At 74.0% G+C, this 26080-nt stretch carries 23 protein-coding genes; 16 read left to right on the top strand and 7 right to left on the bottom strand.

The window, feature by feature from the left end:
* Positions 1-7: 7 nt before the first annotated feature.
* Positions 8-892 (top strand): succinate--CoA ligase subunit alpha, encoded by an 885-nt coding sequence (sucD, locus tag ACIBNE_RS21765; RefSeq protein ID WP_399273914.1) that lies wholly within the window; start codon positions 8-10, stop codon positions 890-892.
* Between the two features lie 82 nt (positions 893-974).
* On the opposite strand, the gene ACIBNE_RS21760 is transcribed toward sucD, so the two are convergent.
* Entirely contained in the window at positions 975-2330 is a 1356-nt protein-coding gene (locus ACIBNE_RS21760; RefSeq protein ID WP_399273913.1) for a sigma factor-like helix-turn-helix DNA-binding protein, read from the bottom strand.
* Between the two features lie 104 nt (positions 2331-2434).
* On the opposite strand from ACIBNE_RS21760, the gene ACIBNE_RS21755 reads away from it, so the two are divergent.
* Positions 2435-4330, top strand: a complete 1896-nt coding sequence (locus ACIBNE_RS21755; protein WP_399273911.1) for a DUF6350 family protein — start codon at positions 2435-2437, stop codon at positions 4328-4330.
* 418 nt (positions 4331-4748) lie between these two features.
* Here ACIBNE_RS21755 and ACIBNE_RS21750 read toward each other — a convergent pair whose 3' ends face one another.
* Positions 4749-5606 (bottom strand): hypothetical protein, encoded by an 858-nt coding sequence (locus tag ACIBNE_RS21750; RefSeq protein ID WP_399273909.1) that lies wholly within the window; start codon positions 5604-5606, stop codon positions 4749-4751.
* Positions 5607-5872: 266 nt separating this feature from the next.
* Between ACIBNE_RS21750 and purN the strand changes: the two genes are divergently transcribed.
* Both purN and purH read left to right on the top strand, forming a co-directional pair.
* Positions 5873-6529 (top strand): phosphoribosylglycinamide formyltransferase, encoded by a 657-nt coding sequence (gene purN / locus ACIBNE_RS21745; RefSeq protein WP_399273908.1) that lies wholly within the window; start codon positions 5873-5875, stop codon positions 6527-6529.
* Positions 6516-8084: a bifunctional phosphoribosylaminoimidazolecarboxamide formyltransferase/IMP cyclohydrolase gene (gene purH, locus ACIBNE_RS21740; protein WP_399273906.1), complete on the top strand. Its 1569-nt coding sequence runs from the start codon at positions 6516-6518 to the stop codon at positions 8082-8084. The genes purN and purH overlap by 14 nt, the downstream gene beginning before the upstream one ends.
* Before the next feature lie 107 nt (positions 8085-8191).
* Here purH and ACIBNE_RS21735 read toward each other — a convergent pair whose 3' ends face one another.
* Positions 8192-8773 carry a hypothetical protein gene (locus ACIBNE_RS21735; RefSeq protein WP_399273904.1) on the bottom strand — a complete coding sequence of 194 codons (582 nt, stop codon included), beginning with the start codon at positions 8771-8773 and terminating at the stop codon, positions 8192-8194.
* Positions 8774-9004: 231 nt separating this feature from the next.
* Between ACIBNE_RS21735 and ACIBNE_RS21730 the strand changes: the two genes are divergently transcribed.
* The 8 genes from ACIBNE_RS21730 (at position 9005) to ACIBNE_RS21695 (ending at position 17310) form a co-directional block, all read left to right on the top strand.
* Positions 9005-9859 carry a bifunctional methylenetetrahydrofolate dehydrogenase/methenyltetrahydrofolate cyclohydrolase gene (locus tag ACIBNE_RS21730; protein ID WP_399273902.1) on the top strand — a complete coding sequence of 285 codons (855 nt, stop codon included), beginning with the start codon at positions 9005-9007 and terminating at the stop codon, positions 9857-9859.
* Positions 9849-10349 carry a DUF3017 domain-containing protein gene (locus ACIBNE_RS21725; RefSeq protein ID WP_399273900.1) on the top strand — a complete coding sequence of 167 codons (501 nt, stop codon included), beginning with the start codon at positions 9849-9851 and terminating at the stop codon, positions 10347-10349. Before ACIBNE_RS21730 ends, ACIBNE_RS21725 begins: the two co-directional genes overlap by 11 nt.
* A 287-nt stretch (positions 10350-10636) precedes the next feature.
* Positions 10637-11170: a peptidoglycan-binding protein gene (locus ACIBNE_RS21720; protein ID WP_399273898.1), complete on the top strand. Its 534-nt coding sequence runs from the start codon at positions 10637-10639 to the stop codon at positions 11168-11170.
* A gap of 630 nt (positions 11171-11800) precedes the next feature.
* Positions 11801-12910, top strand: coding sequence for a DUF2690 domain-containing protein (locus ACIBNE_RS21715; RefSeq protein ID WP_399273896.1), 1110 nt, complete (start codon positions 11801-11803; stop codon positions 12908-12910).
* 412 nt (positions 12911-13322) lie between these two features.
* Positions 13323-14312, top strand: a complete 990-nt coding sequence (locus ACIBNE_RS21710) for a malate dehydrogenase (RefSeq protein WP_399273895.1) — start codon at positions 13323-13325, stop codon at positions 14310-14312.
* A 183-nt stretch (positions 14313-14495) separates the two neighbouring features.
* Positions 14496-16241 (top strand): hypothetical protein, encoded by a 1746-nt coding sequence (locus ACIBNE_RS21705; RefSeq protein ID WP_399273893.1) that lies wholly within the window; start codon positions 14496-14498, stop codon positions 16239-16241.
* Positions 16238-16897: a hypothetical protein gene (locus tag ACIBNE_RS21700; RefSeq protein ID WP_399273892.1), complete on the top strand. Its 660-nt coding sequence runs from the start codon at positions 16238-16240 to the stop codon at positions 16895-16897. Before ACIBNE_RS21705 ends, ACIBNE_RS21700 begins: the two co-directional genes overlap by 4 nt.
* A complete protein-coding gene (locus ACIBNE_RS21695; protein ID WP_399273890.1) occupies positions 16894-17310 on the top strand; it encodes a hypothetical protein in 417 nt (138 codons plus the stop codon). Before ACIBNE_RS21700 ends, ACIBNE_RS21695 begins: the two co-directional genes overlap by 4 nt.
* Before the next feature lie 100 nt (positions 17311-17410).
* Here the strand turns inward: ACIBNE_RS21695 and ACIBNE_RS21690 are convergent, their stop codons facing one another.
* Complete coding sequence (locus tag ACIBNE_RS21690) at positions 17411-17923, bottom strand: pyridoxamine 5'-phosphate oxidase family protein (RefSeq protein ID WP_399273888.1); 513 nt, start codon at positions 17921-17923, stop codon at positions 17411-17413.
* On the bottom strand, positions 17920-19371 hold the full coding sequence (locus ACIBNE_RS21685; protein ID WP_399273886.1) for an MFS transporter: 1452 nt from the start codon (positions 19369-19371) through the stop codon (positions 17920-17922). The genes ACIBNE_RS21690 and ACIBNE_RS21685 overlap by 4 nt, the downstream gene beginning before the upstream one ends.
* Positions 19372-19512: 141 nt before the next feature.
* On the opposite strand from ACIBNE_RS21685, the gene ACIBNE_RS21680 reads away from it, so the two are divergent.
* Positions 19513-20403, top strand: coding sequence for a LysR family transcriptional regulator (locus ACIBNE_RS21680; protein ID WP_399273884.1), 891 nt, complete (start codon positions 19513-19515; stop codon positions 20401-20403).
* A gap of 13 nt (positions 20404-20416) precedes the next feature.
* Here ACIBNE_RS21680 and ACIBNE_RS21675 read toward each other — a convergent pair whose 3' ends face one another.
* Entirely contained in the window at positions 20417-21115 is a 699-nt protein-coding gene (locus ACIBNE_RS21675) for a TetR/AcrR family transcriptional regulator (RefSeq protein WP_399273882.1), read from the bottom strand.
* 239 nt (positions 21116-21354) lie between these two features.
* On the opposite strand from ACIBNE_RS21675, the gene ACIBNE_RS21670 reads away from it, so the two are divergent.
* Positions 21355-23307 (top strand): GTP-binding protein, encoded by a 1953-nt coding sequence (locus tag ACIBNE_RS21670; protein ID WP_399273880.1) that lies wholly within the window; start codon positions 21355-21357, stop codon positions 23305-23307.
* Between the two features lie 153 nt (positions 23308-23460).
* Entirely contained in the window at positions 23461-23985 is a 525-nt protein-coding gene (locus ACIBNE_RS21665; protein WP_399273878.1) for a VOC family protein, read from the top strand.
* Positions 23986-24105: 120 nt separating this feature from the next.
* On the opposite strand, the gene ACIBNE_RS21660 is transcribed toward ACIBNE_RS21665, so the two are convergent.
* A complete protein-coding gene (locus ACIBNE_RS21660; protein ID WP_399273876.1) occupies positions 24106-25443 on the bottom strand; it encodes a tetratricopeptide repeat protein in 1338 nt (445 codons plus the stop codon).
* Positions 25444-25575: 132 nt separating this feature from the next.
* Between ACIBNE_RS21660 and ACIBNE_RS21655 the strand changes: the two genes are divergently transcribed.
* Positions 25576-26055, top strand: a complete 480-nt coding sequence (locus ACIBNE_RS21655) for a hypothetical protein (protein ID WP_399273874.1) — start codon at positions 25576-25578, stop codon at positions 26053-26055.
* Positions 26056-26080 lie beyond the last annotated feature (25 nt).

Genomic DNA, 26080 nt, shown 5'->3' with positions numbered 1-26080 from the left:
AAAAGCCATGGCTATCTTCCTCAACAAGGACAGCAAGGTCATCGTCCAGGGCATGACCGGTGCCACGGGCATGAAGCACACCAAGCTCATGCTGGCCGACGGCACCAACATCGTCGGCGGCGTGAACCCGCGCAAGGCCGGCACGACCGTCGACTTCGACGGCACCGAGGTCCCGGTCTTCGGGTCCGTCGCCGAGGCCATGGAGAAGACGGGCGCCAACGTCTCCGTCCTCTTCGTGCCGCCGGCCTTCGCCAAGGCCGCCGTGGTCGAGGCCATCGACGCCGAGATCCCGCTCGCCGTGGTGATCACCGAGGGCATCGCCGTCCACGACTCCGCCGCCTTCTGGGCGTACGCGGGCTCGAAGGGCAACAAGACCCGGATCATCGGCCCGAACTGCCCCGGTCTCATCACCCCGGGCCAGTCCAACGCCGGCATCATCCCGGGCGACATCACGAAGCCGGGCCGCATCGGCCTGGTCTCGAAGTCCGGCACGCTGACGTACCAGATGATGTACGAGCTCCGTGACATCGGCTTCTCGTCCGCCGTCGGCATCGGTGGCGACCCGGTCATCGGCACCACGCACATCGACGCCCTGGAGGCGTTCGAGGCCGACCCCGAGACCGACCTGATCGTCATGATCGGTGAGATCGGCGGCGACGCCGAGGAGCGTGCGGCCGACTTCATCAAGGCCAACGTCACCAAGCCGGTCGTCGGCTACGTCGCGGGCTTCACCGCCCCCGAGGGCAAGACGATGGGCCACGCCGGCGCCATCGTGTCGGGCTCCTCCGGCACCGCGCAGGCGAAGAAGGAGGCCCTGGAGGCCGCGGGCGTGAAGGTCGGCAAGACGCCGACCGAGACCGCGAAGCTGGCCCGGGAGATCCTGAACGGCTGACCCGTTCGCGCGTGACGCACGTGGGCCCGTACCCCTTCCGTTCCGAGGGGGGTACGGGCCCACGCGCGTTGCAGCCCGGCGGTCACTCCAGCTCGGGGACCAGCCGTCCGGGGCCGTTCGCCGGTTCCGCCCTGAGCCTCTGCTGGAGTTCGAGGTCCTGCGGGGTCAGCTTGAGCGGTCCGCTGTAGACGGGCAGGCCGTTGACCGGGGTACCGGGGGCGTGCGGGGCCTCGTAGGCCGTCGGGGCCGTGGTCAGGGTGAAGGCCGTGGCGCCGATGATCAGCGCGGTGAACGCGATGGCCGCGCGGGTCCAGAACCGGGCGCGGCGCTCGCTGCCCGTCCGTACGGTACGGGCGGCGGGGAGCGGGGCCGGGGGCACGGCGAGCGCGAGGTCGCCGAGCCGCTCGTGGAGCAGCTCGGGCTCGGCCAGCTCGGGGACGCGGTGCGCGATCTCGGCGCGCGCGTGGAGCAGGCGGTTCGCGGCCGCCGGGGTGCTCGCCTCGGTCTCGGCCGCCGTCTCCGGCAGGTCGAGGCCCAGCCCGTCGTAGAGCAGGACGGTGCGGCGGTACGGGGGCGGCAGCCGCAGCAGCGCGTCGCGCAGCGCGCGCGGGCCGGGGGCCTTGGGCGGGGCGTCGGGGTGCTTGTGCAGGGGGCGCAGGCGGTGCCACGGGGACATCGCGTACTCGTACGCGGCCGCCCGCACCCATCCCGCGGGGTCGCGGTCGACGGCGACCTCGGGCCAGCGCTGCCAGGCGAGGTGGAACGCCCGTTCGACGGACTCGGTGGAGAGCTTGCGGCGCCCGGTGAGGAGGTACGTCTGGCGTACGAGACCGGGCGCGGTGCGCGAGTAGAGCGCGTCGAACGCCTCGGCGGGGGTGGCGAAGGCGGGGGCGGACGCGGACAGGGGCACGGACGCGGGCACGGGGGTGACGTCCCGGCCGGGGCGGTACTCCGGGGCGGGGCCGGATCCCCGGTCGGGACGGGGGTCCCGGGTGGGGCCGGGCTTTCGGGTGGGGCCGGGTTCCTCGACGGCTGCGGGGCGGGTCCGTTCGCGGGCGCCGGTGGCCTCCCGGGTGTGGACGGGTCCCCGCGCGCGGGCCTGCCGCAGGGGGCGGGCCGGTTCTCGCGCGTACGTCTGCTCCCGCGTGCGTGAGGTGCCCCGGGGCCGGGCGCTCCCCTGGGCGCGGGCCTCGCCCGCGGGGGCGGCACCGGTACGGTTCGGGGGCGCGGCCCAGGACCCCGACGCGAGGAGCTTCGCGTACGCGTCGCGCTTGCGGCCCCTCGGGCTCGTACGGCCCGCCTCCCAGGACCTGACCGTCGCACGGGTGACGCCCATCGCCGCCGCCAGCTGCTCCTCGGTCAGCGCCCGCGCCTCGCGCAGCCTGCGCCGCTCCTTGGGGGGCGGCAGCGGGGTGGCACCGGTCGTGCCCTGCGTCATGACGTCCTCCCCTGGCCGAAAAAGTACATAAACGTATATTGGGCGACACGACAGCCATTCGCCTGTTACGCCGGAAAAGCGCGTGTCGTTGGCAGCATGGCGGGGTGACCCATGTGACGTCCGACCGCGCCCCGTCCCCGTCGACGCCCCCCTCGCTGTCGCTCTCCGCCGAGCGGAACCGGCGCTTCGCCGCGCTGGCCTCGGCGTTCCTTCGCGGGACGATCGCCGCGGGGCTCGGGCTCGGGACGCTCGCGGTGCTGGTGATGGTGGTGTGGATCAGCTCGCCGTACCCGGACAGCGGTCCGGGCGGCGCGCTCCACGTGGCGGCCGGGCTCTGGCTGCTCGCGCACGGCACGGAGCTCGTGCGCGAACAGACGCTCAACGGGGGGTCCGCGCCGGTCGGGGTCGTACCGCTGCTGCTCGTCGCCCTGCCCGTCTGGCTGGCGTACCGCGCGGCGCGCGACGCGCTGTCGCCGGACGAGGGGCGGCCCAGGCCGTCGTCGGGCGGGGCGTTCGGGGCGGTGGTGTGCGGGTACCTCGTGGTGGCCGCGCTCGTCGTGCTGTACGTGCGGGGCGGCGCGCTCACCGTGCGGCCGCTCGTCGCGGCGCTGTGGCTGTCGGCGGTGGTGGCGTCGGCGGCGGGGGCGGGGGTCTGGACGGCGAACGGCCGCCCCGCGGGACCGCTGCCCGGATGGGTGCGCGCGGTGCTCCCGGGGGGTGCGGAGGCTTCGGAGGGCGTACGCGGTGGGCTCGCGCGCCTCCGGGCGGCGACGGCGCTGCGGGCGGGGGGCGCGGCGGTCGCGGTGCTGCTGGGCGGCGGGGCGCTGCTCGTCGGGGCCTCGCTGGTGTGGCACGCGGGCGCGGCGGAGCAGTCGTTCCTCCGGCTCTCCGGGGAGTGGTCCGGGCGGTTCGCGGTGCTGCTGCTCTGCTTCGCGCTGGTGCCGAACGCGGCGGTGTGGGGTGCGGCGTACGGGCTCGGGCCCGGGTTCGCCCTCGGTACGGGGGCCACGGTGACCCCGCTCGCGGTCGCCGGGAGCCCGGCCCTGCCGAGCTTTCCGCTGCTGGCGGCGGTGCCCGAGGGGCGGGGGACCTGGCTGAACTGGCTCGCCGCGCTGGTGCCGGTCGCGGCGGGCGCGGTGATCGCGTGGTTCGCGGCGCGGGAGGCGGCGCCGCGGGGCGGGGAGCGGGCGGACGTCTGGAGCGTGCGGGAGACCGCGCTGGTCGCGGGGCTGGCGGCGGGGTTCTGCGCGGTCGCCGCCGCGGGGCTCGCCGCGGCGGCGGGCGGACCGCTGGGGCGGGGCGCGCTCGCGGAGTTCGGCCCGGTGTGGTGGCGGGTCGGTGCGGCGGCGCTGGTGTGGACGGCGGGGGTGGGGGTGCCGGGAGCGCTGGGCCTTCGGGCATGGCGGGTACGGGGGCGCGCGGGCGCGCCGCAGTGGGGAGCGGCGCCTTCGGGGGCGGTGCCGTCGGGTGTCCGGGTGCCGTGGGGTGGCGCGGCGCCGATCGGGGGCGCGGTGCCGGTCGGTGGCGCGGTGCCGCCGGGGGGTGTGGTGCCGATCGGGGGCGTGGTGTCGGCCGAGGGTGCGGTGCCTTCGGGTGGCGTGGCGCCGGCTGGGGACGCGGTGTCTACCGGGGGCACGGCGTCGCCCGGTGGTGCGGTGCCGCTCGGTGGTGCGGCGTTGGCCGGGGGTGGGGGGCTGCCGGAGGGTGCGGCGTCGGCCGGGGATGCTCAGGAGGCGGGCGGCCCGGTGCTGCCTGGCGCGGCCGGGGCGGTGGAGGAGCGGGCCTGGTGGCGGTTCTGGCGGAGGCCGGATGCGGAGGCCGAGGCTGAGGCTGAAGAGGGGGCTGAGGAGGGGGCTGCCGTGCCGGGCGGCGCGGAGGAGTTCGAGTCGTACGACTACATGGGCGGGGATTCTTGGGGGGCGTGGGATTCCTGGCACGAGGAGGGGGCGCGGGAGTCCCGGTGGGCGTCGCTCAAGGCGGCGTCGGAGGAGCGGGAGTAGGGGGCGTGTGTTTCGGGAGGGTCCCGGGCTCGGGGTGGGCGCCTTTCACCTGCGGCGGGCGGGTCCCCTCCCCACCCCACCCCTTCCCGAAACCCTGCCGGGGGCTGGGTGGGTACGCGCGGCATCTGCCCCACCCTCGCGCAGTTCCCCGCGCCCCTGACGGGGCGCCTGTGCTCGCGCCCACGCGGCGGAGCCGCACATCGGGCACAGTCCCGCGCCCCTGACGGGGCGCCTGTGCTCGTGTCCGTGTGGCGGAGTCGTACATCGGGCACAGTCCCGTGCCCCTGACGGGGCGCCTGGTGCTCGCGCCCACGCGGCGGAGCCGCACATCGGGCGCGGGGAACTGCGCGGGCGAGCCGCCACCGGCCCGCGCGTCCACCCTTGGCCGGGTCACCCCGTCCACCCCCGGGGCGCGGGGCTATTCCGTCGTGCCGAAGATCTTGCGCAGGGGCTTCGGCAGCTGGTCGTTGCAGGCCAGCTCTCCCGACTTCGTCAGTGCGTCCCGCTGGCACGTGTAGTAGTCCCGGTACACCAGCTGCGCCGTGAACGACCCCGCCACCATCACCAGCGCGATCGACGCCGTCACCAGACCGCTCACCGCGGCCGTCCGCTGCTGCCTGCGGCCGTTGCCGGGGGGCGCGGGCGCCGGGGCCTGGGGCGCGGGCTGCGCACCTCCCGTACCACCCGCACCCGCACCCGTACCGGCGGCTCCTGCCGCCCCCGCGGGCTTCGCGCGCAGCGAGCTGATGCTCCAGTACGCCGCCAGCGCACCGAGCAGCAGCGCGATCTCCTCCTGCCGGAAGATCGCGAAGAAGAACGCCCACATGCCCGCGAGCAGCGCGTACCGCGCACGCCGCTGCGACGGGTCCGTCGGGTCCCAGCGCGGGCCCGCGCCGTTCCCCGGTCCGTTTCCGTTGCCGTTCGGGCCGGGGCCGCCCTGGCCGTTGCCCTGGCGGCTGCCGAAGTCGCCGCCCTGGCGGCCCGGCTGGCGGCTGCTCCAGCGACCGCCCCACGCGGACGGCGGCGTCTGCCCCGAGCCCTCCTGGTCCCCGTTCTCGCCCTGCGGGGGCTGCGAGGGCTGCGCGGGCTGCCGGGGGCGCCACTCCTGGTCGGGGCGGTCCTCGGGCGGCGCCGCGAAGGGGTTGTCGTCCTGGGCGCCGCCACTGCCGCCGTCACCGCTCGGCCGGGGCGTCCGGGAGCCGCGCTCGCGCAGCAGCACGCCCGCCCTTTCGGTCAGCGGTGAGGTGGGATCCGTACGGCGTCGAAGGTCCGGCATGTGGTGAACGTCTTCCCCATCTTGGTCGGTTGAGCGTCGGTCGCACATCAGTCGCACAGCGGTCGTACGTCGGCCGCGTCCCCGTTCCCGCCTCGGGCGCGCCCCGGGGCGGGCGTCTGCTTCCCAGACGCTACCTGCCGGGCGTCCACCCGTCCCGTGGGGGCCGCCCGGTGTGCCGGTATCGTTGCTGACGGTCGGCGCATTCGTAGAGTTCCCCGTATCCGGGGGCTCGATTCGTTTGTACGACCACACAAGAGCACCGCAACGTGAGAAAGGGCCCCGACGTGGCCTCGCCGTCCCCCGCCGCAGCTCCCGCCCGTCTCGTGGTGCTGGTCTCCGGATCCGGCACGAATCTCCAGGCCCTGCTCGACGCCATCGCGGCGGACCCCGAGGGCTACGGCGCCCGTGTCGTCGCCGTCGGCGCGGACCGCGAGGGCATCGCGGGCCTGGAGCGGGCCGAGCGCGCCGGGCTGCCGACCTTCGTGTGCCGGGTCAAGGACCACGGCACCCGTGAGGAGTGGGACGCGGCGCTCGCCGCCGCCACCGCCGCGTACGAGCCCGACCTGGTCGTGTCCGCCGGGTTCATGAAGATCGTGGGCAAGGAGTTCCTGGCCCGCTTCGGCGGCCGGTTCGTGAACACCCACCCCGCCCTGCTGCCCAGTTTTCCCGGGGCCCACGGCGTCCGCGACGCGCTCGCGTACGGCGCGAAGGTCACCGGGTGCACCGTCCACTTCGTCGACGACGGCGTCGACACCGGCCCGATCATCGCCCAGGGCGTGGTCGAGGTGCGGGAGTCGGACGATGAAGCCGCTCTGCACGAGCGGATCAAGGAAGTCGAGCGCTCGCTGCTCGTCGAGGTCGTGGGGCGCCTGGCCCGCAACGGCTACCGCATAGAGGGACGAAAGGTTCATGTCGGTGAATAAGCCGAACAAGCCCATCCGCCGCGCGCTGATCAGCGTCTATGACAAGACGGGTCTTGAGGACCTGGCCCGCGGGCTCCACGAGGCCGGGGTCGAGCTCGTCTCGACCGGCTCGACCGCAGGGAAGATCGCCGCCGCCGGGGTCCCGGTGACCAAGGTCGAGGAGCTGACGGGCTTCCCCGAGTGCCTGGACGGCCGGGTCAAGACGCTGCACCCGCGCGTCCACGCCGGAATCCTCGCCGACCTGCGCCTGGACGCGCACCGCGAGCAGCTGGCCGAGCTGGGCGTGGAGCCCTTCGACCTGGTCGTCGTGAACCTCTACCCCTTCACGCAGACCGTGCAGTCGGGCGCGAGCCCCGACGAGTGCGTCGAGCAGATCGACATCGGCGGCCCCTCGATGGTCCGTGCCGCCGCCAAGAACCACCCCTCCGTCGCGGTCGTCACCAGCCCGCGCCGGTACGAGGACGTCCTCGCGGCCGTCCGGGCGGGCGGCTTCGACCTCGCCGCCCGCAAGCGCCTGGCCGCCGAGGCGTTCCAGCACACCGCCGCGTACGACACCGCCGTGGCGACCTGGTTCACGGGCGCGTACGCCCCCGAGGACGACTCGAACGGGCTGCCCGAGTTCGTCGGCGAGGCCCTGGAGCGCAAGTCGACGCTGCGCTACGGCGAGAACCCGCACCAGGCCGCCGCGCTCTACACCGACGGCCAGCCGGGCGGGCTCGCCAACGCCGAGCAGCTGCACGGCAAGGAGATGTCCTTCAACAACTACGTGGACACCGAGGCGGCGCGCCGCGCCGCCTTCGACCACGACGAGCCGTGCGTGGCGATCATCAAGCACGCCAACCCGTGCGGCATCGCGATCGGTGCGGACGTCGCGGAGGCGCACCGCAAGGCGCACGCCTGCGACCCGCTCTCCGCGTTCGGCGGCGTGATCGCCGTCAACCGCGAGGTGTCGGTGGCCATGGCCGAGCAGGTCGCGGAGATCTTCACCGAGGTCATCGCGGCCCCCTCGTACGAGGAGGGCGCCGTCGAGGTCCTGGCCAGGAAGAAGAACATCCGCGTGCTCCGGGTCGAGGGCACTCCGGCGCAGCCGGGCGACGTGAAGTTCGTCTCCGGCGGCGCGGTCGTCCAGCACACCGACGTGTTCCAGGCCGAGGGCGACGACCCGGCCAACTGGACGCTCGCGACGGGCGAGGCGCTGTCCGCCGACGAGCTCGCGGAGCTGGCGTTCGCGTGGCGGGCGAGCCGCGCGGTGAAGTCCAACGCGATCCTGCTCGCCAAGGACGGCGCGTCGGTCGGCGTCGGCATGGGCCAGGTCAACCGCGTCGACTCCGCGAAGCTCGCGGTGGAGCGCGCGGGCGAGGAGCGGGCGCGCGGCTCGTACGCCGCGTCGGACGCGTTCTTCCCCTTCCCCGACGGGCTGGAGATCCTGACGGCCGCGGGCATCAAGGCCGTGGTGCAGCCGGGCGGTTCGGTCCGCGACGAGCAGGTGATCGAGGCGGCGCAGAAGGCGGGCGTGACGATGTACCTCACGGGGACGCGGCACTTCTTCCACTGACCGGCTGATCCGCCGGTCGGTCGGTCGATCGATCGGCGGAGAAGCCGGAAGGCCGCGCCCCGTCGTGCGACGGGGCGCGGCCTTCAGCGGTGGTGCCGGGGGCGGTGTCAGTACTGCTGGTGGCGCGGCCGGTTGAACCAGGCGCCGCCGTCCCGCTTCGCGCAGAAGACGATGATCAGGATGCCGAGCACCAGCGACACGATGCCGAGCGGCAGCTGGAAGACGGCGAACAGCACGATGAACGAGCCGTAGACGATCGCGCAGGTCCGGGTGGCGTTGCCGCCCTTCGCGAACTTCAGCGCCAGCGCGATGCCGAGGCCCGCGAAGACCAGGGACAGCACGCCGACGAACGTGATGCCGCCCTTGCCCAGGTCGAGGATGGCCTGGACGTCCTCCGAGCCGTCGTCGTCCAGCTTGTCCACCTGGCTCGCCAGGGCGAACATCAGGAGCGCCGCGATGATCTGGAGGCCGGATATGACCCAGATCATCACGCGGGCCGCCTTCACCCCGCCCGGCATCGTCACCGGACCGCCGGGGAAGCCGCCGCCCATGCCGTACGGGTCGATCGGCGGGGCCTGCGGGTAGCCGTACCCCGGCTGCTGGGGCTGGGGCTGCTGCGGGTAGCCGTAGCTCGGCTGCTGGCCCTGAGGGGGCTGGCCGTAAGGGTTGTTGGGGTCGCCGAAGCTCATGGCGGGGTTCCTCCGTGATGCGCTGGGGACGGTGCGGTACGGGCGGAGGAACGTGTGGTTACGAGCGGTGTTGTCCCCCTGCGCCGCCGCGGCATTGCGCCGTCATCGTGGTATTACCGCCGACTTTTTGTCCAGTCGTCGGCCGTACGCGCCTTCTGTGCGGAACCCGCTGTTCCCCCGGTGCTTCCCCGCAATTGGAACAGGGCAGGGGTCATCCGCGAAGATGGCGGCATGACCGCTCAGATTCTCGATGGCAAGGCCACCGCGGCCGCGATCAAGTCCGAACTCGCCGTGCGCGTGGCGGCGCTCAAGGACCGGGGAATCACGCCCGGTCTCGGCACCCTGCTGGTCGGTGACGACCCGGGCAGCCAGAAGTACGTCGCGGGCAAGCACCGCGACTGCGCCCAGGTCGGCATCGCGTCGATCCAGCGCGAACTCCCCGCGACCGCCACGCAGGAGGAGATCGAGGCGGTCGTGCGCGAGCTCAACGACGACCCCTCCTGCACCGGTTACATCGTCCAGCTGCCGCTCCCCAAGGGCATCGACGAGAACCGCGTCCTCGAACTGATGGACCCGGACAAGGACGCGGACGGCCTCCACCCGATGAACCTGGGCCGCCTCGTGCTGAACGAGCCCGCGCCGCTGCCCTGCACCCCGTACGGCATCATCACGCTGCTGCGGCAGTTCGGCGTCGAGATCGCGGGCGCCGAGGTCGTCGTCGTCGGGCGCGGCGTCACCATCGGGCGGCCCATGCCGCTGCTGCTGACGCGGCGCAGCGAGAACGCGACGGTCACCCAGTGCCACACCGGCACCCGGGACCTGGCCGCCCACCTCAGGCGCGCCGACATCATCGTCGCCGCCGCCGGCGTGCCGCACCTGATCAAGCCGGAGGACGTGAAGCCGGGCGCCGCGGTGCTCGACGTCGGCGTCTCGCGCGACGAGAACGGCAAGATCGTCGGCGATGTGCACCCGGGCGTCGCCGAGGTCGCGGGCTGGATCTCGCCCAACCCCGGCGGCGTCGGCCCGATGACCCGGGCGCAGCTGCTGGTGAACGTGGTCGAGGCGGCGGAACGCAGTGCCGGCTGAGGACGCCGCGGGAGGCGCGGCCGGGGACGGGAGCGGGGGCGCTGCCGCCGCCCCGCCCGCGGCCGCGTCGTCCGGCGGCGGGGTGCGGGGGCGCGTCTCCCGGCGGTTCCCCTCGATCACCCGCGACACCGCGCGCCCCGAGGGCGGCGGACGCGCGGCCCCCGGTGACGCGCCCGCGCCCGCACGGCAGTGGCCGCTGCTCAGCGTCATAGGGGCGGTCGCGCTCGGCCTGGTGATCGTGGGCCTCGACCCGTTCGCCGAGGCGTTCCGGATCGGCACGATCCTGATCGGCATGGGGATGGTCGCGGGCGCGGTCCTGCGCTGGATACTGCCGTCCGTGGGCATGCTCGCGGTCCGCTCGCGCTTCACCGACATCGTCACGTACGGGACGCTGGGCACCGCGATCGTGGTGCTCGCGCTGATGGTGCAGCCCGATCCCTGGCTCCAGATCCCGTTCCTGGAGGACGCGGTCCACAAGACGGTGGGCTGACGGACCGGCTCGACGCGGCAGTGGCCCGCACGCCTCACCCGAGGGGCGTGCGGGCCACTGCCGCGTTTCGGCCGCGGCCCGTCTGCCGCCGCCCGTGTGCCGCCGCCCGTGCCGCGCCGCGCGGGGGACGGGCCAGGGCGGATCCCGGGGCGGCGGGGCCCGGGGCGCGGGGGGTCGGTGGGAACAGGCCAATCGCGGAGCGCGGACCAACCCCGTGCCCGGCGGCACCCTCTTGTCCGGTGCGGGGCGTGGGCCTCGGGGGACCGTCAACACCGCATGGAGTGGGCATGCCGCGTGGGAAAGATGGGAAGGGGAAGGGGCCGCTCGCCGCGCCGACGGTACGGACGTGGCCCGTGGCCTGCGTGGCCGCCGTGTTCGCCGCGGGGCTGCTGGTCGCCGCGGCGCAGTGGCCGGGCGAGGCCGGGCCGGAGCGGCGCGGGGCGTTCTCGTACGACGCGACGCGCACGTACGACTGCGAGGGTGGACGCGAACGCGAGGGTGGACGCGACGGCGTACGTACGGACGGACGCGGCGACGGACGTGAGGGCGGACGCGGCGACGGACGCACCGACGGACGCGAGGGCGGGGCGCGGAGCGCCGGTTACAGCCCGACCCGGGACGTGTCGCTCGACCGGGGCGGCAGCGGCTGGGAGGTCGTCGAGGCGCAGTGCCTGCTGCGGCGGCACGGCTTCGACCCGGGCGCGGTCGACGGGGCGTACGGGGAAAGCACGGAGGCCGCGGCGCGGCACTTCCAGCGGGCGCGGGGCCTGGTGGCGGACGGGATCGTCGGGCCCGGCACCTGGCGGGAGCTGCGGAGGTGAGGCGGCCCGCCGTCCACCGGCCCGCGACCGCCCGTCCACCGGCCGGCGGGTGAGGCGCCGTCCGTGAGGCCGGGGCGCGAGCCCGGCGCCGCCCTGTCGGGTGGGAAGTACAAGCCCGGTGCCGCCCTGTCGGGTGGGAAACACGAGCCCGGCGCCGCCCTGGTGGCGTGGGAAAGAGGGGCGGCGCCCGGCTCGCGGGGGCGCGGGGCGGGCAGCGCCCCGCACCCCCGTCCGGGGAGCGACGGTGACCGCCCCCTCCCCCGAGGAAGGACGGGCACCGCCGCGATCTCCACCGTCATGGACGCGCCAACCCCGTTCAAGGGTTGACAGTCCCCTGTGGCACGGAAGTGACCATTCCGCCACCGTGTGATCGTCACGCAACCGTGGTCGCCCGAGGGGGATGGCGGTGGGACACTTCGGGCGGGATTCTGTAGGGGCGCGCGACGGCGCACGCGTGCGCCGACAGTGCTCCCGTGCGCTCCCACCCCGGGAACTGACATCCTGGCTCCGCGCATCTGACTGGGTAGTCCGCAGCGGACACGGGTCGGGATCCGGAGGCCGGGGGGGCACTACGGGCCACCACCGCGCACGACCGATTCAGCAACGTCCGGGGGGACAAGGGGGGAACCGATGCCTCGTTGGAAAGCACTGCCGGAGGAGCTCGACCCGGAGGTCAGGGAGTTCGCCGACCAGCTGCGGCGACTCGTCGACCGGAGCGGCCTCGGCATCGCCGCCGTCGCCGACCGCACCGGGTACAGCAGGACCTCCTGGGAGCGCTATCTCAACGGGCGGCTGCTCGCCCCGAAGGGCGCCATCGTCGCCCTCGCGGAGGTCACCGGCGCCAACCCCGTCCACCTCATCACCCTGTGGGAGCTGGCCGAGCGGGCCTGGAGCCGGTCCGAGATGCGGCACGACATGACCATGGAGGCCATCCAGATCTCCCAGGCGCGCGCGGCCCTGGGAGAGTTCGGCGGCGCCCCCGACGAGGGCCGCGGCAAGCGCGGCGCACGGACGTCCGTGGCCGAAGGGCGCGACGCGCCCAGGGGGCACGCGGCGGCGCCCGGCGCCCCCGGCCACGGCGGCTACCCCGGCGCCGTGCCCCAGCAGCGCGGCGCGGGCGACGCGAGCGACGCGTACGCCCACCAGGGCCACGGCCCCGTACCGCCGCGCACCGCCCCGCAGCGGCCCGGCCGGGGCGGCGACGGCCGCGCCCCCGGCAGGCACGGCGCCCCCGGCGGCACCGGCGGCGGCAAGCGCAAGGTGACCCTGTTCCTCGCGGGCGTCGTCGGCGCGCTCCTGGTGATCGCCGCCGCCGTCCTCCTCCTGGACCTCGGCGGCGACGAGAAGGAGCCGCGGGCCAAGACCCCGCCGCCCGCGCCCGCCAGCAGCACCCCCGTCGAGCCGCCCGCTGACGTGAAGTGCACGGGCGCGAAGTGCACGGGGCAGGACCCCGAGACCATGGGGTGCGGCGGCCAGTACGCCAGGACCGTCTCCCGCGCGACCGTCGGCACGGCCACCGTCGAGGTCCGCTACAGCGAGACGTGCTCGGCCTCCTGGGCCCGCCTCACCAAGGCGGCGCCCGGCGCCAAGGTGACCGTCGAGGCCGCGGGCAAGACCGGCAACGGCACGGTCAACGCGGGCAAGGACGCGTACACGCCGATGGTGGCGGTGAAGGCGGCGGCCGACGCGAAGGCGTGCGCGACGCTCGCCTCCGGCACGAAGGGCTGCACGGACGGCTGACGGCCCCGCTCCCGGCCTCGGCCTCGGCCCCGGCCTCGGCCCCGGCCTCGGCACCAGCCCCGGCCTCGGCACCAGCCCCGGCCCCGGCCCCGGCCTCGGCCTCGGCTCCGGCCCCGCCCGCGGCTCCGGCCCCGCGCTCGGCCCCGGCCCCTTTCCCGGCCCCGCGCTCGGCCCCGCGCTCGGCTCCGTTCCCGGCCCCGCGCCCCGCGGGACACACCGCCCCGCCCGGACCCTAGCTCCCCCGGGCGCCGCGCGGGGTGAGCCGTCCCACAAGGCCCCGGGGGTGCAGCACCCCCGGGGTCGGATAGCCTGACCGCTGGATATCTCTTCACGTCGAGACACCGATCGATCAAGGAGATGTCCCGCACCAGGGGCAGGGACCCCCACCGCCAGCTGTCTTACGGAGATCGCCATGACCCGCACTCCCGTCAACGTCACCGTGACCGGCGCGGCCGGCCAGATCGGCTACGCGCTGCTCTTCCGCATCGCCTCCGGCCACCTGCTCGGCCAGGACGTGCCGGTCAAACTGCGCCTCCTCGAAATCCCGCAGGGCCTGAAGGCCGCCGAGGGCACCGCCATGGAGCTCGACGACTGCGCCTTCCCGCTGCTGCGCGGCATCGAGATCACCGACGACCCGAACGTCGGCTTCGACGGTGCGAACGTCGCCCTCCTCGTCGGCGCCCGCCCCCGCACCAAGGGCATGGAGCGCGGTGACCTCCTGGAGGCCAACGGCGGCATCTTCAAGCCGCAGGGCAAGGCGATCAACGACAACGCCGCGGACGACATCAAGGTCCTCGTCGTCGGCAACCCGGCCAACACCAACGCGCTCATCGCGCAGGCCGCCGCCCCGGACGTACCGGCCGAGCGCTTCACCGCGATGACCCGCCTGGACCACAACCGCGCGATCTCGCAGCTGGCCCGGAAGACCGGCTCGACCGTCGCCGACATCAAGCGCCTGACCATCTGGGGCAACCACTCCGCCACCCAGTACCCGGACATCTTCCACGCGGAGATCGCGGGCAAGAACGCCGCCGAGGTCGTGAACGACGAGGCGTGGCTGGCCGACACCTTCATCCCGACCGTCGCCAAGCGCGGCGCCGCGATCATCGAGGCCCGTGGCGCGTCCTCCGCCGCCTCGGCCGCCAACGCCGCGATCGACCACGTGCACACCTGGGTCAACGGCACCGCCGACGGCGACTGGACCTCGATGGGCATCCCGTCGGACGGCTCCTACGGCGTCCCCGAGGGCATCATCTCCTCCTTCCCGGTCACCACGAAGGACGGCAAGTACGAGATCGTCCAGGGCCTGGACATCAACGAGTTCTCGCGTGCGCGCATCGACGCGTCCGTCGCCGAGCTCGTCGAGGAGCGCGACGCGGTGCGCGGCCTCGGCCTGATCTAGTACGGCGTCCGGGGAGCACTCCCGCACGGACTCCCGCCCCCGGGTGGCAGGTCGACCGACCCGCCACCCGGGGGCGTCGTCGTTCCCGGAACCGGTTGACGCGTGCCGTCGCCGTCCGCTAATCATCAACTGATCCGCGAAACAGGTCAGTTGGTGTGGACGACGGGGGGAGGGGGACGCCTGGTGCCCGCACGCGTCCCGGCTTCGCCCGTCCCGCCCCCGTCCGTCCCGCCGACGCCCGTTCCGCCGACGCCGTCCAGCAGCGAGGCGACCCGGCTGCTGTGCGTCGGCAGTTACGTCGACGACTCCTTCCGCGACGCCGTCATCGACGAGCTGTACGTCCACGAGGAGCGCGTCGTCGCCCCCTCGTTCGGCTTCGACGCGGCCCGCGTCCTGGCCCACGCGCTGCGCGCCAGGCGGCTGGCCGTCGCCTGGGCCGGGGCGGTCGTGGCGCTGTGGCTGCTGACGGGACTCTTCAGCGGGGGACTGGTCTACCTCTTCCTGCCGCCCTTCGCCCTGCTGGCCGCGGCCTCCCGGCTCCGCACGGCATCGAAGGGGAGCCCGGAGCCGAGCCGCCCCCGGCGGCTGGCCGCCTCGGCACTGCGCTGGGCGGGACGGCTGCTGCTGTTCGCCGTCGCGTCCAGCCTCTACTCGCTCCACAGCGACCCGGGTTCGTTCGGCGGCCTCTGGGGCACGGGCGGCGCGGGGAAGGACTCCGGCTGGACGCGCGTCGACGTGTGGGCCGTGGCCTGTGGCGTCGTCGCCCTGGGGGTCGCGGGGGTGGTGCAGCGCCAGCAGACCGCCCGGGTCGTGGCGCTCGAACTGTCCCGCGAGCGCTTCGGCGACGTCCCCGCCGACCCCGCGGAGCAGGCGGTCGGCTTCCGGTTCCGGCGGCTCAAGGACAGGATCCGCGTCGAGCAGCACTCCCCGATGGTGCTGTACGACGTCACGGCGCCGTTCCTGGGCGCGGGCACCGCGTGCGGGGCGTGGACGCTCGCCGTGCCCCTGAGGCCCCCGCAGGGGACGGTCGGGCTGAGGCAGGCCGGACAGCTCGTCAACGGGCAGGTGCTGCGGTACGTACAGACGCGGATCGAGGCATTGCGCGAGGCGAACCCGAACGCCACGGGGGTGCGGGACAGGCTGCGGGAGATCCGCGTCGAGGAGGTCGTCTTCCTGCCGGTGGACGGGCTGCCCGCCCGCTCCGTCGCCTCGTACGTGTCCGAGCACTTCCAGCACCACCGCGAGTCGGCGGCGGAGGAGGGCGGCGAGGCGCGGCGGCTCTTCCTGCGGATCCAGGTGGGCGGCTGGGACGAGGAGGTCGTGACGACCGTCTTCGTGCGCGCGCACACCCAGGGCGGGCTGCTGGGGCTGGAGGTGGTGCCGTACGTACTGGGCCCGGTGCGGGCCGAGTTCCACGCCGCGGACCGGTGGGCGCACCGGCAGCGGCACACGTCGCCCCCCGTTCTGGTGGCCCGGTCGCTGGTGCGCCTGCCCGTGTCGGTGGCCTTCGCGCCCGTCGTGCTGTGGCGGTCCGTGAAGAACAGCTGGCGGCTGGCCATCGGCGGTTACGGGGTGAGCCTGCCGGAGGGGCCCGCGGTCTCGGTGCGCGAGCTCGGCTCGGCCCCTTCGGTCGGGGCCTTCCGGGAGATGGACACCCGGCGCTACGTCGAATCCGTCCAGGAAGCGGTCGTCGACGGCGTGGTGGACGCGCTGCGCGGAGCGGGCCTGCGGACGGACGAGTTCGAGGCGAGGGCGGCGCGGGTGACCGACGGCGGCCTCTACGTGCCGCCGGGCGGCCAGTGGGTCGCGGCCGCGTCGCAGGCGGTGGTGCAGGCGGTGGCGCACGGGGCGGTACGGGTGCGGGAGAGCGGCGCGGGGGACGGTCCGGGGCCCGGCTCCGGGGGCGGCACTGGAGGCGGGGCGCCATGAGCATCAGCCATCCGCTCTGGGACGCGGACACCCAGGGCTGGAGCGCCGGAGGACGGGCCCAGCCGGAGACCCGTCCGCGCCCCGGGCGCGCCGGGCGGGCCAGGCGGGCCAGGCGGACCGGCTGGGCCCGCTGGGCCCGCTGGGGCGGGCGGGCCGTGTGGCGGCGGTCGCGCGGGGGCCGTACCGGAGCCGTACGGGCCGAGGCCGACTGGGACCAGGCCATACAGGGCTGGGACGTGCGCGGTGACGCCCCTGCGGCCGGGCACCGCGCCGCCGCCTGGCCGCGCCGGTGGACGGCCCTCGCCCTGCTCTCGGCCTCCGGGGCGGTCGCGCTGCTCGCCGGGTGGTGGCCGGGGACGCTGTTCCTCGTCTGGTCGGCCCTGTTGACGGCCGGGATCACCGCCGTGCGGAGCCGGGCGGCCGGTGTCGGCGCCGCCCCCGGCGTCCCCGCCGTCCCCGACACCCCCGGACGGGCCTTCGCCCGGGGGCTGTTGACCGTCCTGGTGTTCCCGCGCGCCTTCCACGGCCTGCCCGCGCCGCCCGCCGCCCCCGCACCGCCGCCCGTCGAGGCCCGCGCGCGGGTGGAGGAGTCCCTGCGCCGCACCGCGGACCGGCTGGCGGAGGCCGCGCACCGCTCCGACGAGGACCTCTCGTGACGGCCCCGGTCCCCCCGCAGCCGCCCGCGCCGGGCACGGGCGGGGCGGGTGGCCAGGGCGACCAGCCCCCGCCCGCGGGGCCGCTGCGGCCGCTGCCGTCGGGCACGGACATGACGGAGTGGGAGCAGGTGGTGCCCGGCGCGTCCGAACGGGTGCTGCGGATCGTGGAGGAGGACTCCGCGGCGCTGCGCGAGATCCAGCGCTCCGAGAGCAGGCACCGGATGCGCATGGACATCATCAACTTCCGCTTCCAGCTGGCGGGCGCCTGCTTCGCGGCGACGTCCTTCGCGGGCGTCCTGTGGATCGCCAAGTACTTCATCGACCACGGGGCGGTGGCCCCGGCCACGGGCGTCCTGGGCGCGGCGGTGGCGGCGGTCAGCGCGGTCGCGTTCGGCACGCGGAAGGGCAAGTAGGGGGCCGTACGCGGGGAAGGGCGAGCAGCGGGGCCGTACGCGGGGAAGGGGCGGAACCCCTCCGGGTCCCGCCCCTTCCGTCCTCCGTCTTCCGTCTCCGTCACACCGGCCGCTGCCAGATCCTGCCGCGCAGGTCCGTCCCCCGCACCACCTGGATCCGCCACGGGTCGATCCGGATCACGTGGAACCCGGGGTCGTCGGGCCCGCCCGGCCAGTAGCGCGCCGGGTCGTAGCCCACGCCGGGCGGGCCGCCCCGCTCGTACAGCCGCCACGCGCGGAGCTTGTCTGCCGGGTCGTCGGCCCAGGCGGAGAGCGCGTCGACGTGGGCGGCGTTCTGGCGCGGGCTCCAGTAGGAGTACGTGGTGTGGGGGCTGTGCGCGAGGTGCGCGGCCTTCACCGGCGTACGGTACGAGGCGAGCCAGCCGACCGGACGGTCTTCCGCCCCTTCCATCCCTTCCGCCTCTTCCGGCTCTTCCCAGACCGGGAAGAGGACCCGGGCCCGGGGGCGGTTCTGCCGGTCGAGGGTCACCATCGTGGCGTACTTGACCTCCCGTACGGTGGCGAAGAACTCGTCCCGCAGCTCCGCGAAGGAGCCGGTCCTCGTGGCGCTCATCGCAGCGCCTCCGCGGTCTCCGGGGCGGCCTGCGTCCCGGAGACCGCGACCGTGCCCCGGCCCTTGCCGCCGCGCAGGCCGAACGCGCCCACCACGGCCGCCGCGAGCACCGCGGCCAGCGGGACCAGGAGCGCCGCGCGGTAGCCGTCCAGCACCGCGCCGGGCGAGGTGCCGTCCGTGGCCGCGACGCCGACGGCGGTGGCGACCGAGAGGCCGAGCGCCGCGCCGAACTGGAAGGACGTGTAGAACAGCCCGCCCGCCAGGCCCTGTTCCGCCTCGTCGACGCCCTCGGTCGCGACGATCGTCAGCGGGCCGTACACCAGCGAGAAGGCGATGCCGAGCAGCAGCATCGTCGGGAACATCGCGGCGTAGACGGTGTCCGTGCCGACGGGCAGGAACAGCGCGTACGCGAGGGCCGCGACGAGGAGTCCGCCCAGGGTCACCTTCGCGTTGCCGAACCGCTCCACCAGCTTCGGCGTGACGAGCGGCGAGAGGATCGCGTCCGTGCCGATGGCCAGCAGCGCGAAGCTGGTCTCCAGGGTCGACCAGCCGCGCAGTTCCTGGAGGTAGAGCACGGCGACGAACTGGAAGCCGAAGAAGCCCGCGGCGAAGAGCAGCCCCATGGCGTTGGCGCGCAGCAGCGATCCGTCGCGCAGGACGCCGAGCCGCACCAGCGGGTGCTTCGCGCGCCGCTCGATCAGCACGAACGCGGTGAAGAGGGCGAGCGAGGCGGCGAGTCCGCCCAGGGTGGGGCCGAGCGGGGCGTGCGCGGCGCGCTCGGCGGTCAGGACGAGGAGCACGATGCCGCCGGTGACGGTGAGCGCGCCCGCCAGGTCGACGCGCTGCCCGGTGCGGTCGGGGCGCGGGGACCTGGGGATGAAGGCGAGCGCGGCGACGAGGATCAGCGCGGCGAGCACGACGGGGGCGAAGAACACCCAGCGCCAGTGGACCGCGGTGAGCAGACCGCCGACGACCAGGCCGATGGAGAAGCCGCCCGCGGCCGTGCCGGAGTAGACGAGCAGCGCCTTGTTGCGCTGCGGGCCCTCGGGGAAGCCGGTGGTGATGATGGAGAGCCCGGCGGGGGTCATGAACGCGGCGGCGACACCGGTCACGAAGCGGGCCGCGATCAGCATCCAGCCCTCGGTGGCGAGACCTCCGAGTCCGGAGAAGAGAAGGAAGACCGTCAGCCAGAGCACGAACATCTGCCGTCTGCCGAAGAGGTCGGCCGCGCGCCCGCCGAGCAGCATGAAGCCGCCGTAGCCGAGGACGTAGGCGCTCATCACCCACTGGAGCTCGCCGGTGGAGAGCCCGAGGTCGGACCTGATGGAAGGAAGGGCGACGTTGAGCATGGCGACGTCGATCCCCTCCAGGAAGATCGCGCCGCAGAGCACGAACAGCACGGCCCAGGAGCGACCGCTCAGGGACAGGGGACTTGGGGCGCCGGACATCGAATACTCCTCGGAGTGGTGTGGTTGAAGCGGTGGGTTGATGCTTCAACCTTCGATCGTTCGGGGATCGCGAACAACGCCGAAGAGTGGAATGATCGGTCACTGGGACTGAACGGTCCTGGTCGACCAGGGGGGTTGGTCATGGAACGGCAGGAGCTGGAGTCCTTCCTCACGCTCGCCGAAGAGTTGCACTTCGGGCGGACGGCCGAGCGGCTGCGGGTCTCGCGCGCGCACGTCAGCCAGACCGTGCAGAAGCTGGAGCGCCGCATCGGCGCACCGCTCTTCGAGCGCACCAGCCGCAGGGTCGCGCTCACTCCGATCGGCAAGCGGCTGCGCGACGACCTCGCGCCGCTGCACGCCTCGATGCGGGAGGCGGTGGAGCGGGCGGTGGCGGCCGGGCGCGGCATCGACGGCGGCCTGGAGATCGGCTTCTCGGGTCCGTGGAGCGGCGACTTCCTGATGCGTACGGCGGAGGAGTTCCGCACCCGTCACCCGGGCTCCGAGGTGGGGCTGTGCGAGGTGGCGCCGTCCGATCCGTTCGGCAGCCTGCGCTCCGGCGAGTACGACCTCCAGCTCACCGAGTTCCCGGTCAGGGAGCCGGACCTGGTGACCGGCCCCGTGCTCATCTCGCAGCGGCGGACGCTGGTGGTGCCGGACAACCACGCGCTGGCGCGGCGCGCCTCGGTGTCGCTGGAGGACCTGACGCGGATCCCGCTGCTGATCCCGTACGGCGACCTCCCCGACTACTGGCTGGACTTCCACTATCCGCCCCGCACGCCCGGCGGCGCACCGGTCGTGCGGGAGCGCGCGTACACCAACTGGCAGGAGGCGCTGGCGCTCGTCGCGGCCGGCCGGGGCGCGGTGGTCTCGGCGGAGCAGGGCGCGCGCTACCTCGTGCGGCCCGGGGTCGCGTACGTGCCGCTCAGCGACGCGCCGCCGCTGGAGTACGGGCTGGTGTGGCGGCGCGCGGGGCGCACGGCGCGGGTCGCGGTGTTCGAGGAGACGGCGCGGGAGCGGGCGGGGAGGGAGTAGGGGCCGCGGGGGCTCAGGGCTTGTCGACGCGCAGTGCCAGCCCGTCGAGCATGCGGTCCAGGCCGTACGCGAAGCTCTCCTCGCGCACCGCGGCCGGGTCCTTCCCCGCCTCGACGCCGGGCTCCCCGCCGAGCGACGCGATGAAGTCCTGCTCGCTGCGGCCGCTGCGCGCGATCAGCGAGAGGTACGCCGCCTCGCTGATCGCCATGCCGATGACGTACGCGATGACCGAGCCCATCGCCCGGTTGGTCTCCTCGTCCGAGAAGCCCGCCGTGCGGAACACCACGAGCATGCGTTCCGTCATCTCCGTGACGTTGGGCCCGAGGTGGACCAGGCCGACCTGGCCGAGCACCGAGGCGACCCAGGGGTGGCGCAGCACCATGTCGCGCAGGCCGTGCGCGACGCCGGCCGCCGCGTTCCGCCAGGCGTCGGGGCCCTCGGCCGCCGGGTCGCCGACGCCCGGGACGGACAGTTCGCCGTAGATCTCGTCCACGACCAGCTCGATCAGCTCGTCCTTGTTGGCGACGTGCCGGTAGAGCGAGGTGGCGCCCGCGCCGAGGCGGGTGCCGAGCTTGCGCATGCTCAGGGCTTCGAGCCCGTCGGCGTCCAGCAGCGCGACGGCCTCGGCGACGATCTGCTCGCGGCTCAGCTGCTCCCGCTGCTTGCGCGGACGGGTCCACACGGAGGGGATGGGCTGGTCGGCGGCGGTCATGGGGCCTCCTCGGTCGGTCCGTGGCTCGCCCGCCCACCATAGCGTACGACGTACGCGCAATGCGAACAATGTACGCACACGAGGGGGGAATTCGGTTGCCGCCGCCGCGGCGCCTCTGCTCCACTGGGCGGGGTCCTTCGGTCGAAGGGCCCTGCCGAGAGATCCGGAGATGTCGATGCGCCGTGCGTTCATGCCCCAGGCGAAGGGAAATTCCTCCTGTTCGAAGGACATGACACGCATTGCACACGCTGAATCTCGGAATCCTCGCGCACGTCGACGCCGGTAAGACCAGCCTGACCGAGCGGCTGCTGTACGCCGCCGGCGTCGTCGACGAGCCCGGCCGCGTCGACGAGGGAAGCACCCGCACCGACTCGCTCGACCAGGAGCGCAGGCGCGGGATCACCATCAAGTCCGCCGTCGTCTCCTTCGCCGTGGACGACGTCACGGTCAACCTCATCGACACCCCCGGCCACCCCGACTTCATCGCCGAGGTGGAACGGGTCCTCGGCGTGCTCGACGGCGCCGTGCTCGTCGTGTCGGCGGTCGAGGGCGTCCAGGCGCAGACCAGGGTCCTGATGCGGACGCTCCAGCGGCTCGGCATCCCGACGCTCGTCTTCGTCAACAAGATCGACCGGTCCGGCGCGCGCGGCGACGCGCTCCTGGCCGAGCTGGCCCGCAAGCTCTCCCCGGCCGTCGTCCCCATGGGCGCGGCCCGCGACCTCGGTACGCGCGCGGTCCGCGCGGTGCCGGTCGACCCGTTCGCCGAGCGCACGGTGGAACTCCTCGCGGAGCGCAGCGACGCGCTGCTCGCGGCGTACGTGGAGGGGGCGGCGCTCCAACAAGAAGTACTGCACGCGGAGTTGGCCCGCCAGACGGGCCGCGCCGAGGTCCACCCCGTCTACTTCGGCTCCGCCTTCACCGGCGAGGGCGTAACCGAACTGATCGGCGGCATCAAGGAGTTGCTGCCCGGCGCGGGCGGCGATCCCGAAGGGCCGCTGTCCGGCACGGTGTTCAAGGTCGAGCGCGGCGCGGCGGGCGAGAAGGTCGCGTACGTCCGGATGTTCTCCGGCGCCCTGCGCGTGCGCGACCGGTACGCGTTCCGGGGCGGCGCTCCGGAGCGGGTCACCGGTGTCGGGGTCTTCGCGGGCGGGGCCGTGGCGCGCCGCGACGAAGTGCGGGCGGGGGAGATCGGGCAGTTGCGCGGGCTCGACGCGGTGCGGGTCGGGGACGTGCTGGGCGAGCGGCCGCGCGGCCGGGCGGGCTCCGGCGCGGACGCCGGGGTGTTCCCGCCGCCCTCGCTGGAGACGGTCGTCGTGCCGTGCCGCGCGGCGGACCGGGCGGCGCTGCACGCCGCGCTGGGGCGGCTCGCCGAGCAGGATCCGCTGATCGGGCTGCGGCACGACCCGGTGCGCGGCGAGGTCTCCGTCTCGCTGTACGGGGAGGTGCAGAAGGAGGTCGTCCGGGACACGCTCCAGGAGGAGTTCGGGATCGGGGTGACCTTCAGGCAGACGTCCACGATCTGCGTGGAGCGGCTGGTCGGGGCGGGCGCGGCGCACGAACCGATGGGCCGGGACGGCAACCCGTTCCGGGCGACGGTCGGCCTGCGCGTGGAGCCCGCGCCCCCGGGGCACGGCGTGGAACTGCGCCTCGGCGTGGAGCTCGGTTCCATGCCGTACGCCTTCTTCGTCGCGGTCGAGGAGGCGGTGCGCGCGACCCTCGAACAGGGCCTGAGCGGATGGGCCGTGCCCGACTGCGCGGTGACCGTGACGCACTCCGGCTTCTGCTCGATCACCAGCACGGCCGGGGACTTCCGGGCGCTGGCCCCGCTGGTCCTGGTGGCGGCGCTGCGGGAGGCCGGGACGCGGGTCCACGAGCCGGTGCACCGCTTCCGCCTCGAAGTGCCGTCGGGCGCGCTGGGCGCGGTGCTGCCGGTGCTCGGCCGACTGCGGGCGGTCCCGGCGACGTCCGAGGCGCGCGGGGACGCGTACGTGGTGGAGGGCACGGTCCCGGCGGCGTCCGTCCACGCGCTGGAGGTCCGGCTGCCGACGCTGACCAGCGGGGAGGGCGTGCTGGAGGCGGCCTTCGACCACTACGCGGCGGTGGCGGGCGGGCAGCATCCCGTCCGGGCGCGCACGGACCACAACCCGCTGGACCGCAAGGAGTACCTGCTGCACGTGCTGCGGAGGGTGTGAGGGGGCGTCGCCCCCCCCATGAGCTCCGGCGCGACGCGGTCGCCCGCCGCTTCCGTCGCTCCCGCCGCTCCCTGTCCGAACTAGGACCGAAACAGTCCTAGTTGAACCCTACTGTCGTCACGTCACGAAGAACCGGACGAGGGGACGAGACCGATGAACCGCACCGCACCCGAGGGTTACACCAGCGTCGCGCCGTGGGTGGTCACCGACGACACCGGCGCCCTGCTCGACTTCGTCGCCGCCGCGTTCGACGGCGAGGAGATCGCCCGGGTGCCGGTCGAGGACGGCACCATCGGCCACGGCGAGATCCGCGTCGGCGACACGGTGGTGCTGGCCTTCGACCGCCGCCCCGACTGGCCTGCCATGCCCTCGCTGCTGCGGGTCTACGTCCCGGACGCGGACGCCGCGATGGCGGCGGCGGTCGCACACGGCGCGCAGGTGGTCACCGAGGTCGTCGACAGCGCGTGGGGGGACCGGGGCGGCCGGGTGCGGGACCCGTTCGGCAACATCTGGTGGGTGACGAGCCGCGTCGAGGAGGTCGCGCCTGACCTCGCCTGGCAGCGCATGGCGGAGCCGAAGTACGCGGACGCCATGCGGGTGGCGCAGGAAACGCTGGACGCGGAGCTGAGCGGCCGCGAGTCGGGCGTGGCGAGCGCGCCGCGCCGCCCGGTCGGCTGAGGTCGGCTGCGCGCCGGGCGAGGGCGGCGGGCGGGGGCGGAGGGCGCGGGGGAGCGGGGGCGGCGGGTCTCTGCCGTCCCCGGTACGGCGGGCGGGGCCGCGTGCGCGGGGCTCGGTGCGCTAAGCCGTGAACGAAGGCGGAGCAACGAGCGCCGCCCGCTCGTACAAGCTGCGCGCTGTCTGGTTCTTCGTGAAGGGGCGGACGCGTTCGAGGAGTGTCGCGAGGCGCTGGTCGCACCGCCCGGATTCGATGTGCGGGTAGATGTCCACCACCCGCCCCCACGTGTCGCAGGCCGCTTCGAGATGGCCGAGTTCCAATTGGCGTTCGGCCATCATGGACAGGTGTAGCACCCGACTTCGGCGGAACGTGTGGTGGCGGAGTTTGTCCGACTCGGCAAGTGCCGAGATGGAGCCCTTCACGTCGCCGAGTTCGTACCGCACCTGTCCCACGTGGTAGGTGAGCGACGAAGGGTCGTACGAAGCGAACGTGGTGGCACGCGACTCGGCTTTGTCCATGGCCGCTTCCGCTTCGCGCAGGTACGACAGAGCCGCGTGCCGGTCGCCGATCTGTGCCGCTGCGTGCGCTTGTTGGCCCGCAAGGAACGCACGCATTCGCGGTCCCGCCTGTGGGGAGGCCGCCGCTGCGGAATTCGCGAGCCGCATGGCGGTCTGCCCGTGGCCCAGGTTAACTGCCTGAACGCTCATTCCGCGTAGCGTGGTGCAGTACGTGATGTGGTCATTCGCGGTACCGGCCAGCTCAAGGGCTTTGAGGTAGTACCGCTGGGCCAAACCGTGGAACCCCTCGTCCACGGCCATGTAGCCCGTGAGGTAACACAAGTCCGAGGCTGCGGACCGCATGGCGTTCTTGACCGCTTCGGAGCCGTCGGCGCGCAATGCCGGGGCGACCGTGTTGACCAGGAACGCTGCGGCCATGGGGCGCGCATAGCGCCCGCCGAACTCGTCGTCCAGGCCGGACACGCGCTCTGTCATGGCAATGACCATGTCCACATCGGCCATGCCGATACGCGCTGTCCGCCCGGTCTGTGCAGCTTCAGCCCGGCTCACCAAGTCCGGCCAACCAGGAATGGTCAGCGCCACCGAGAAGAGACCAGCACCGAGCACTCTGCGCCGTGACGGGTCCATGTCGTCCTTCCCTAGCTCAAGCAGCCCCTCCACCGTATCCGGCTGCTGTGTCGAATGATCGGGAAGATCGCTGAATCCTGCCTCGGCAAAGGTCACGGGGCGTTCGAGTCGCCGTGAGAACGCTTCGACGACGAACCGCCGTACTTGACTTCGAGGGGTCGTCCCGGCCAGCCAGTGGTGCATGGCTGAGGCGTTGTATCGCAGGGGTGTGCCGTTCTCGCTTCCCACGAGATTAACGGCGCGTGCCCATTGGCTGAGCGTCCAGCCGCTCTCTGTGAACAGCCGTTCCAAGCGATGATTTGGTTCGTTCGCCACGGTCGCCCAACTCCCCACGCTCCTAGGCGCTTTAAACGCCTTAAAACGTTCACGCTGCGCCAACAGTACCGCTGTGTGTGGTCGTGCGGTTGCTTAGAGGTAGCAGAGGTGGCTAGGGGATGGAGCCGATTCGTGGACGTGAACACCGCCGTACGTCAGGCCGCCAGACAGGCTCCCCGCTGCGACTACCGCGCCGAGGTGGCGGCGACTGGGCCGGTGGACGGCGGGACGGTCCGGGTCGTGCTGGGGGCTTTCCGTACTCCGTACGTGGGGATGGCGGTGGGGTGGCTGTTCGCGCAGGCGCATCGGGTGGCGGACGGGCTCGATCCCGGCCCGGATGCGCACTGGGTCGAGCCCGCGCAGCGGGGCGTGCTGGTGACCAGTCCCGCGCTGAACGAACTCCCGAGCGTGCCCGCTGAGTTGCGGGCGTGGTGTGCGGATCCGGCGAGTCGGCAGGTGGCGTACGAGCGGTTGCGCCACGGGCTGCCCGTCGCGGTCTCGGCGACCGATCACACCGGGACGTACGTGCTGCATGCCGTACGTGTGGGTGCCGTGCCCCCGATACGGGCGTACCGCCGAACGCCCCGCATCCCGCGCCCCGCCCGCACGTGAAGTACCTGCGTACCGCGCTCGTCTT

It is taken from the genome of Streptomyces sp. NPDC050504, from assembly GCF_044458065.1.
In the GTDB taxonomy this organism is placed as follows: domain Bacteria; phylum Actinomycetota; class Actinomycetes; order Streptomycetales; family Streptomycetaceae; genus Streptomyces.
Note: the sequence above shows the minus strand (reverse complement) of the source record. Positions and strands in the feature narration are given on the sequence as shown.

Coding starts and splice junctions, on each gene's coding strand:
- ACIBNE_RS21760 (WP_399273913.1), bottom strand. CDS start 2,330: ATGACGCAGGGCACGACCGGTGCCACCCCGCTGCCGCCCCCCAAGGAG.
- ACIBNE_RS21730 (WP_399273902.1), top strand. CDS start 9,005: ATGACCGCTCAGATTCTCGATGGCAAGGCCACCGCGGCCGCGATCAAG.
- ACIBNE_RS21685 (WP_399273886.1), bottom strand. CDS start 19,371: ATGTCCGGCGCCCCAAGTCCCCTGTCCCTGAGCGGTCGCTCCTGGGCC.
- ACIBNE_RS21680 (WP_399273884.1), top strand. CDS start 19,513: ATGGAACGGCAGGAGCTGGAGTCCTTCCTCACGCTCGCCGAAGAGTTG.
- ACIBNE_RS21735 (WP_399273904.1), bottom strand. CDS start 8,773: ATGAGCTTCGGCGACCCCAACAACCCTTACGGCCAGCCCCCTCAGGGC.
- ACIBNE_RS21750 (WP_399273909.1), bottom strand. CDS start 5,606: ATGCCGGACCTTCGACGCCGTACGGATCCCACCTCACCGCTGACCGAA.
- ACIBNE_RS21710 (WP_399273895.1), top strand. CDS start 13,323: ATGACCCGCACTCCCGTCAACGTCACCGTGACCGGCGCGGCCGGCCAG.
- purH (WP_399273906.1), top strand. CDS start 6,516: ATGTCGGTGAATAAGCCGAACAAGCCCATCCGCCGCGCGCTGATCAGC.
- ACIBNE_RS21700 (WP_399273892.1), top strand. CDS start 16,238: ATGAGCATCAGCCATCCGCTCTGGGACGCGGACACCCAGGGCTGGAGC.
- ACIBNE_RS21720 (WP_399273898.1), top strand. CDS start 10,637: ATGCCGCGTGGGAAAGATGGGAAGGGGAAGGGGCCGCTCGCCGCGCCG.
- ACIBNE_RS21690 (WP_399273888.1), bottom strand. CDS start 17,923: ATGAGCGCCACGAGGACCGGCTCCTTCGCGGAGCTGCGGGACGAGTTC.
- ACIBNE_RS21715 (WP_399273896.1), top strand. CDS start 11,801: ATGCCTCGTTGGAAAGCACTGCCGGAGGAGCTCGACCCGGAGGTCAGG.
- sucD (WP_399273914.1), top strand. CDS start 8: ATGGCTATCTTCCTCAACAAGGACAGCAAGGTCATCGTCCAGGGCATG.
- ACIBNE_RS21665 (WP_399273878.1), top strand. CDS start 23,461: ATGAACCGCACCGCACCCGAGGGTTACACCAGCGTCGCGCCGTGGGTG.
- ACIBNE_RS21675 (WP_399273882.1), bottom strand. CDS start 21,115: ATGACCGCCGCCGACCAGCCCATCCCCTCCGTGTGGACCCGTCCGCGC.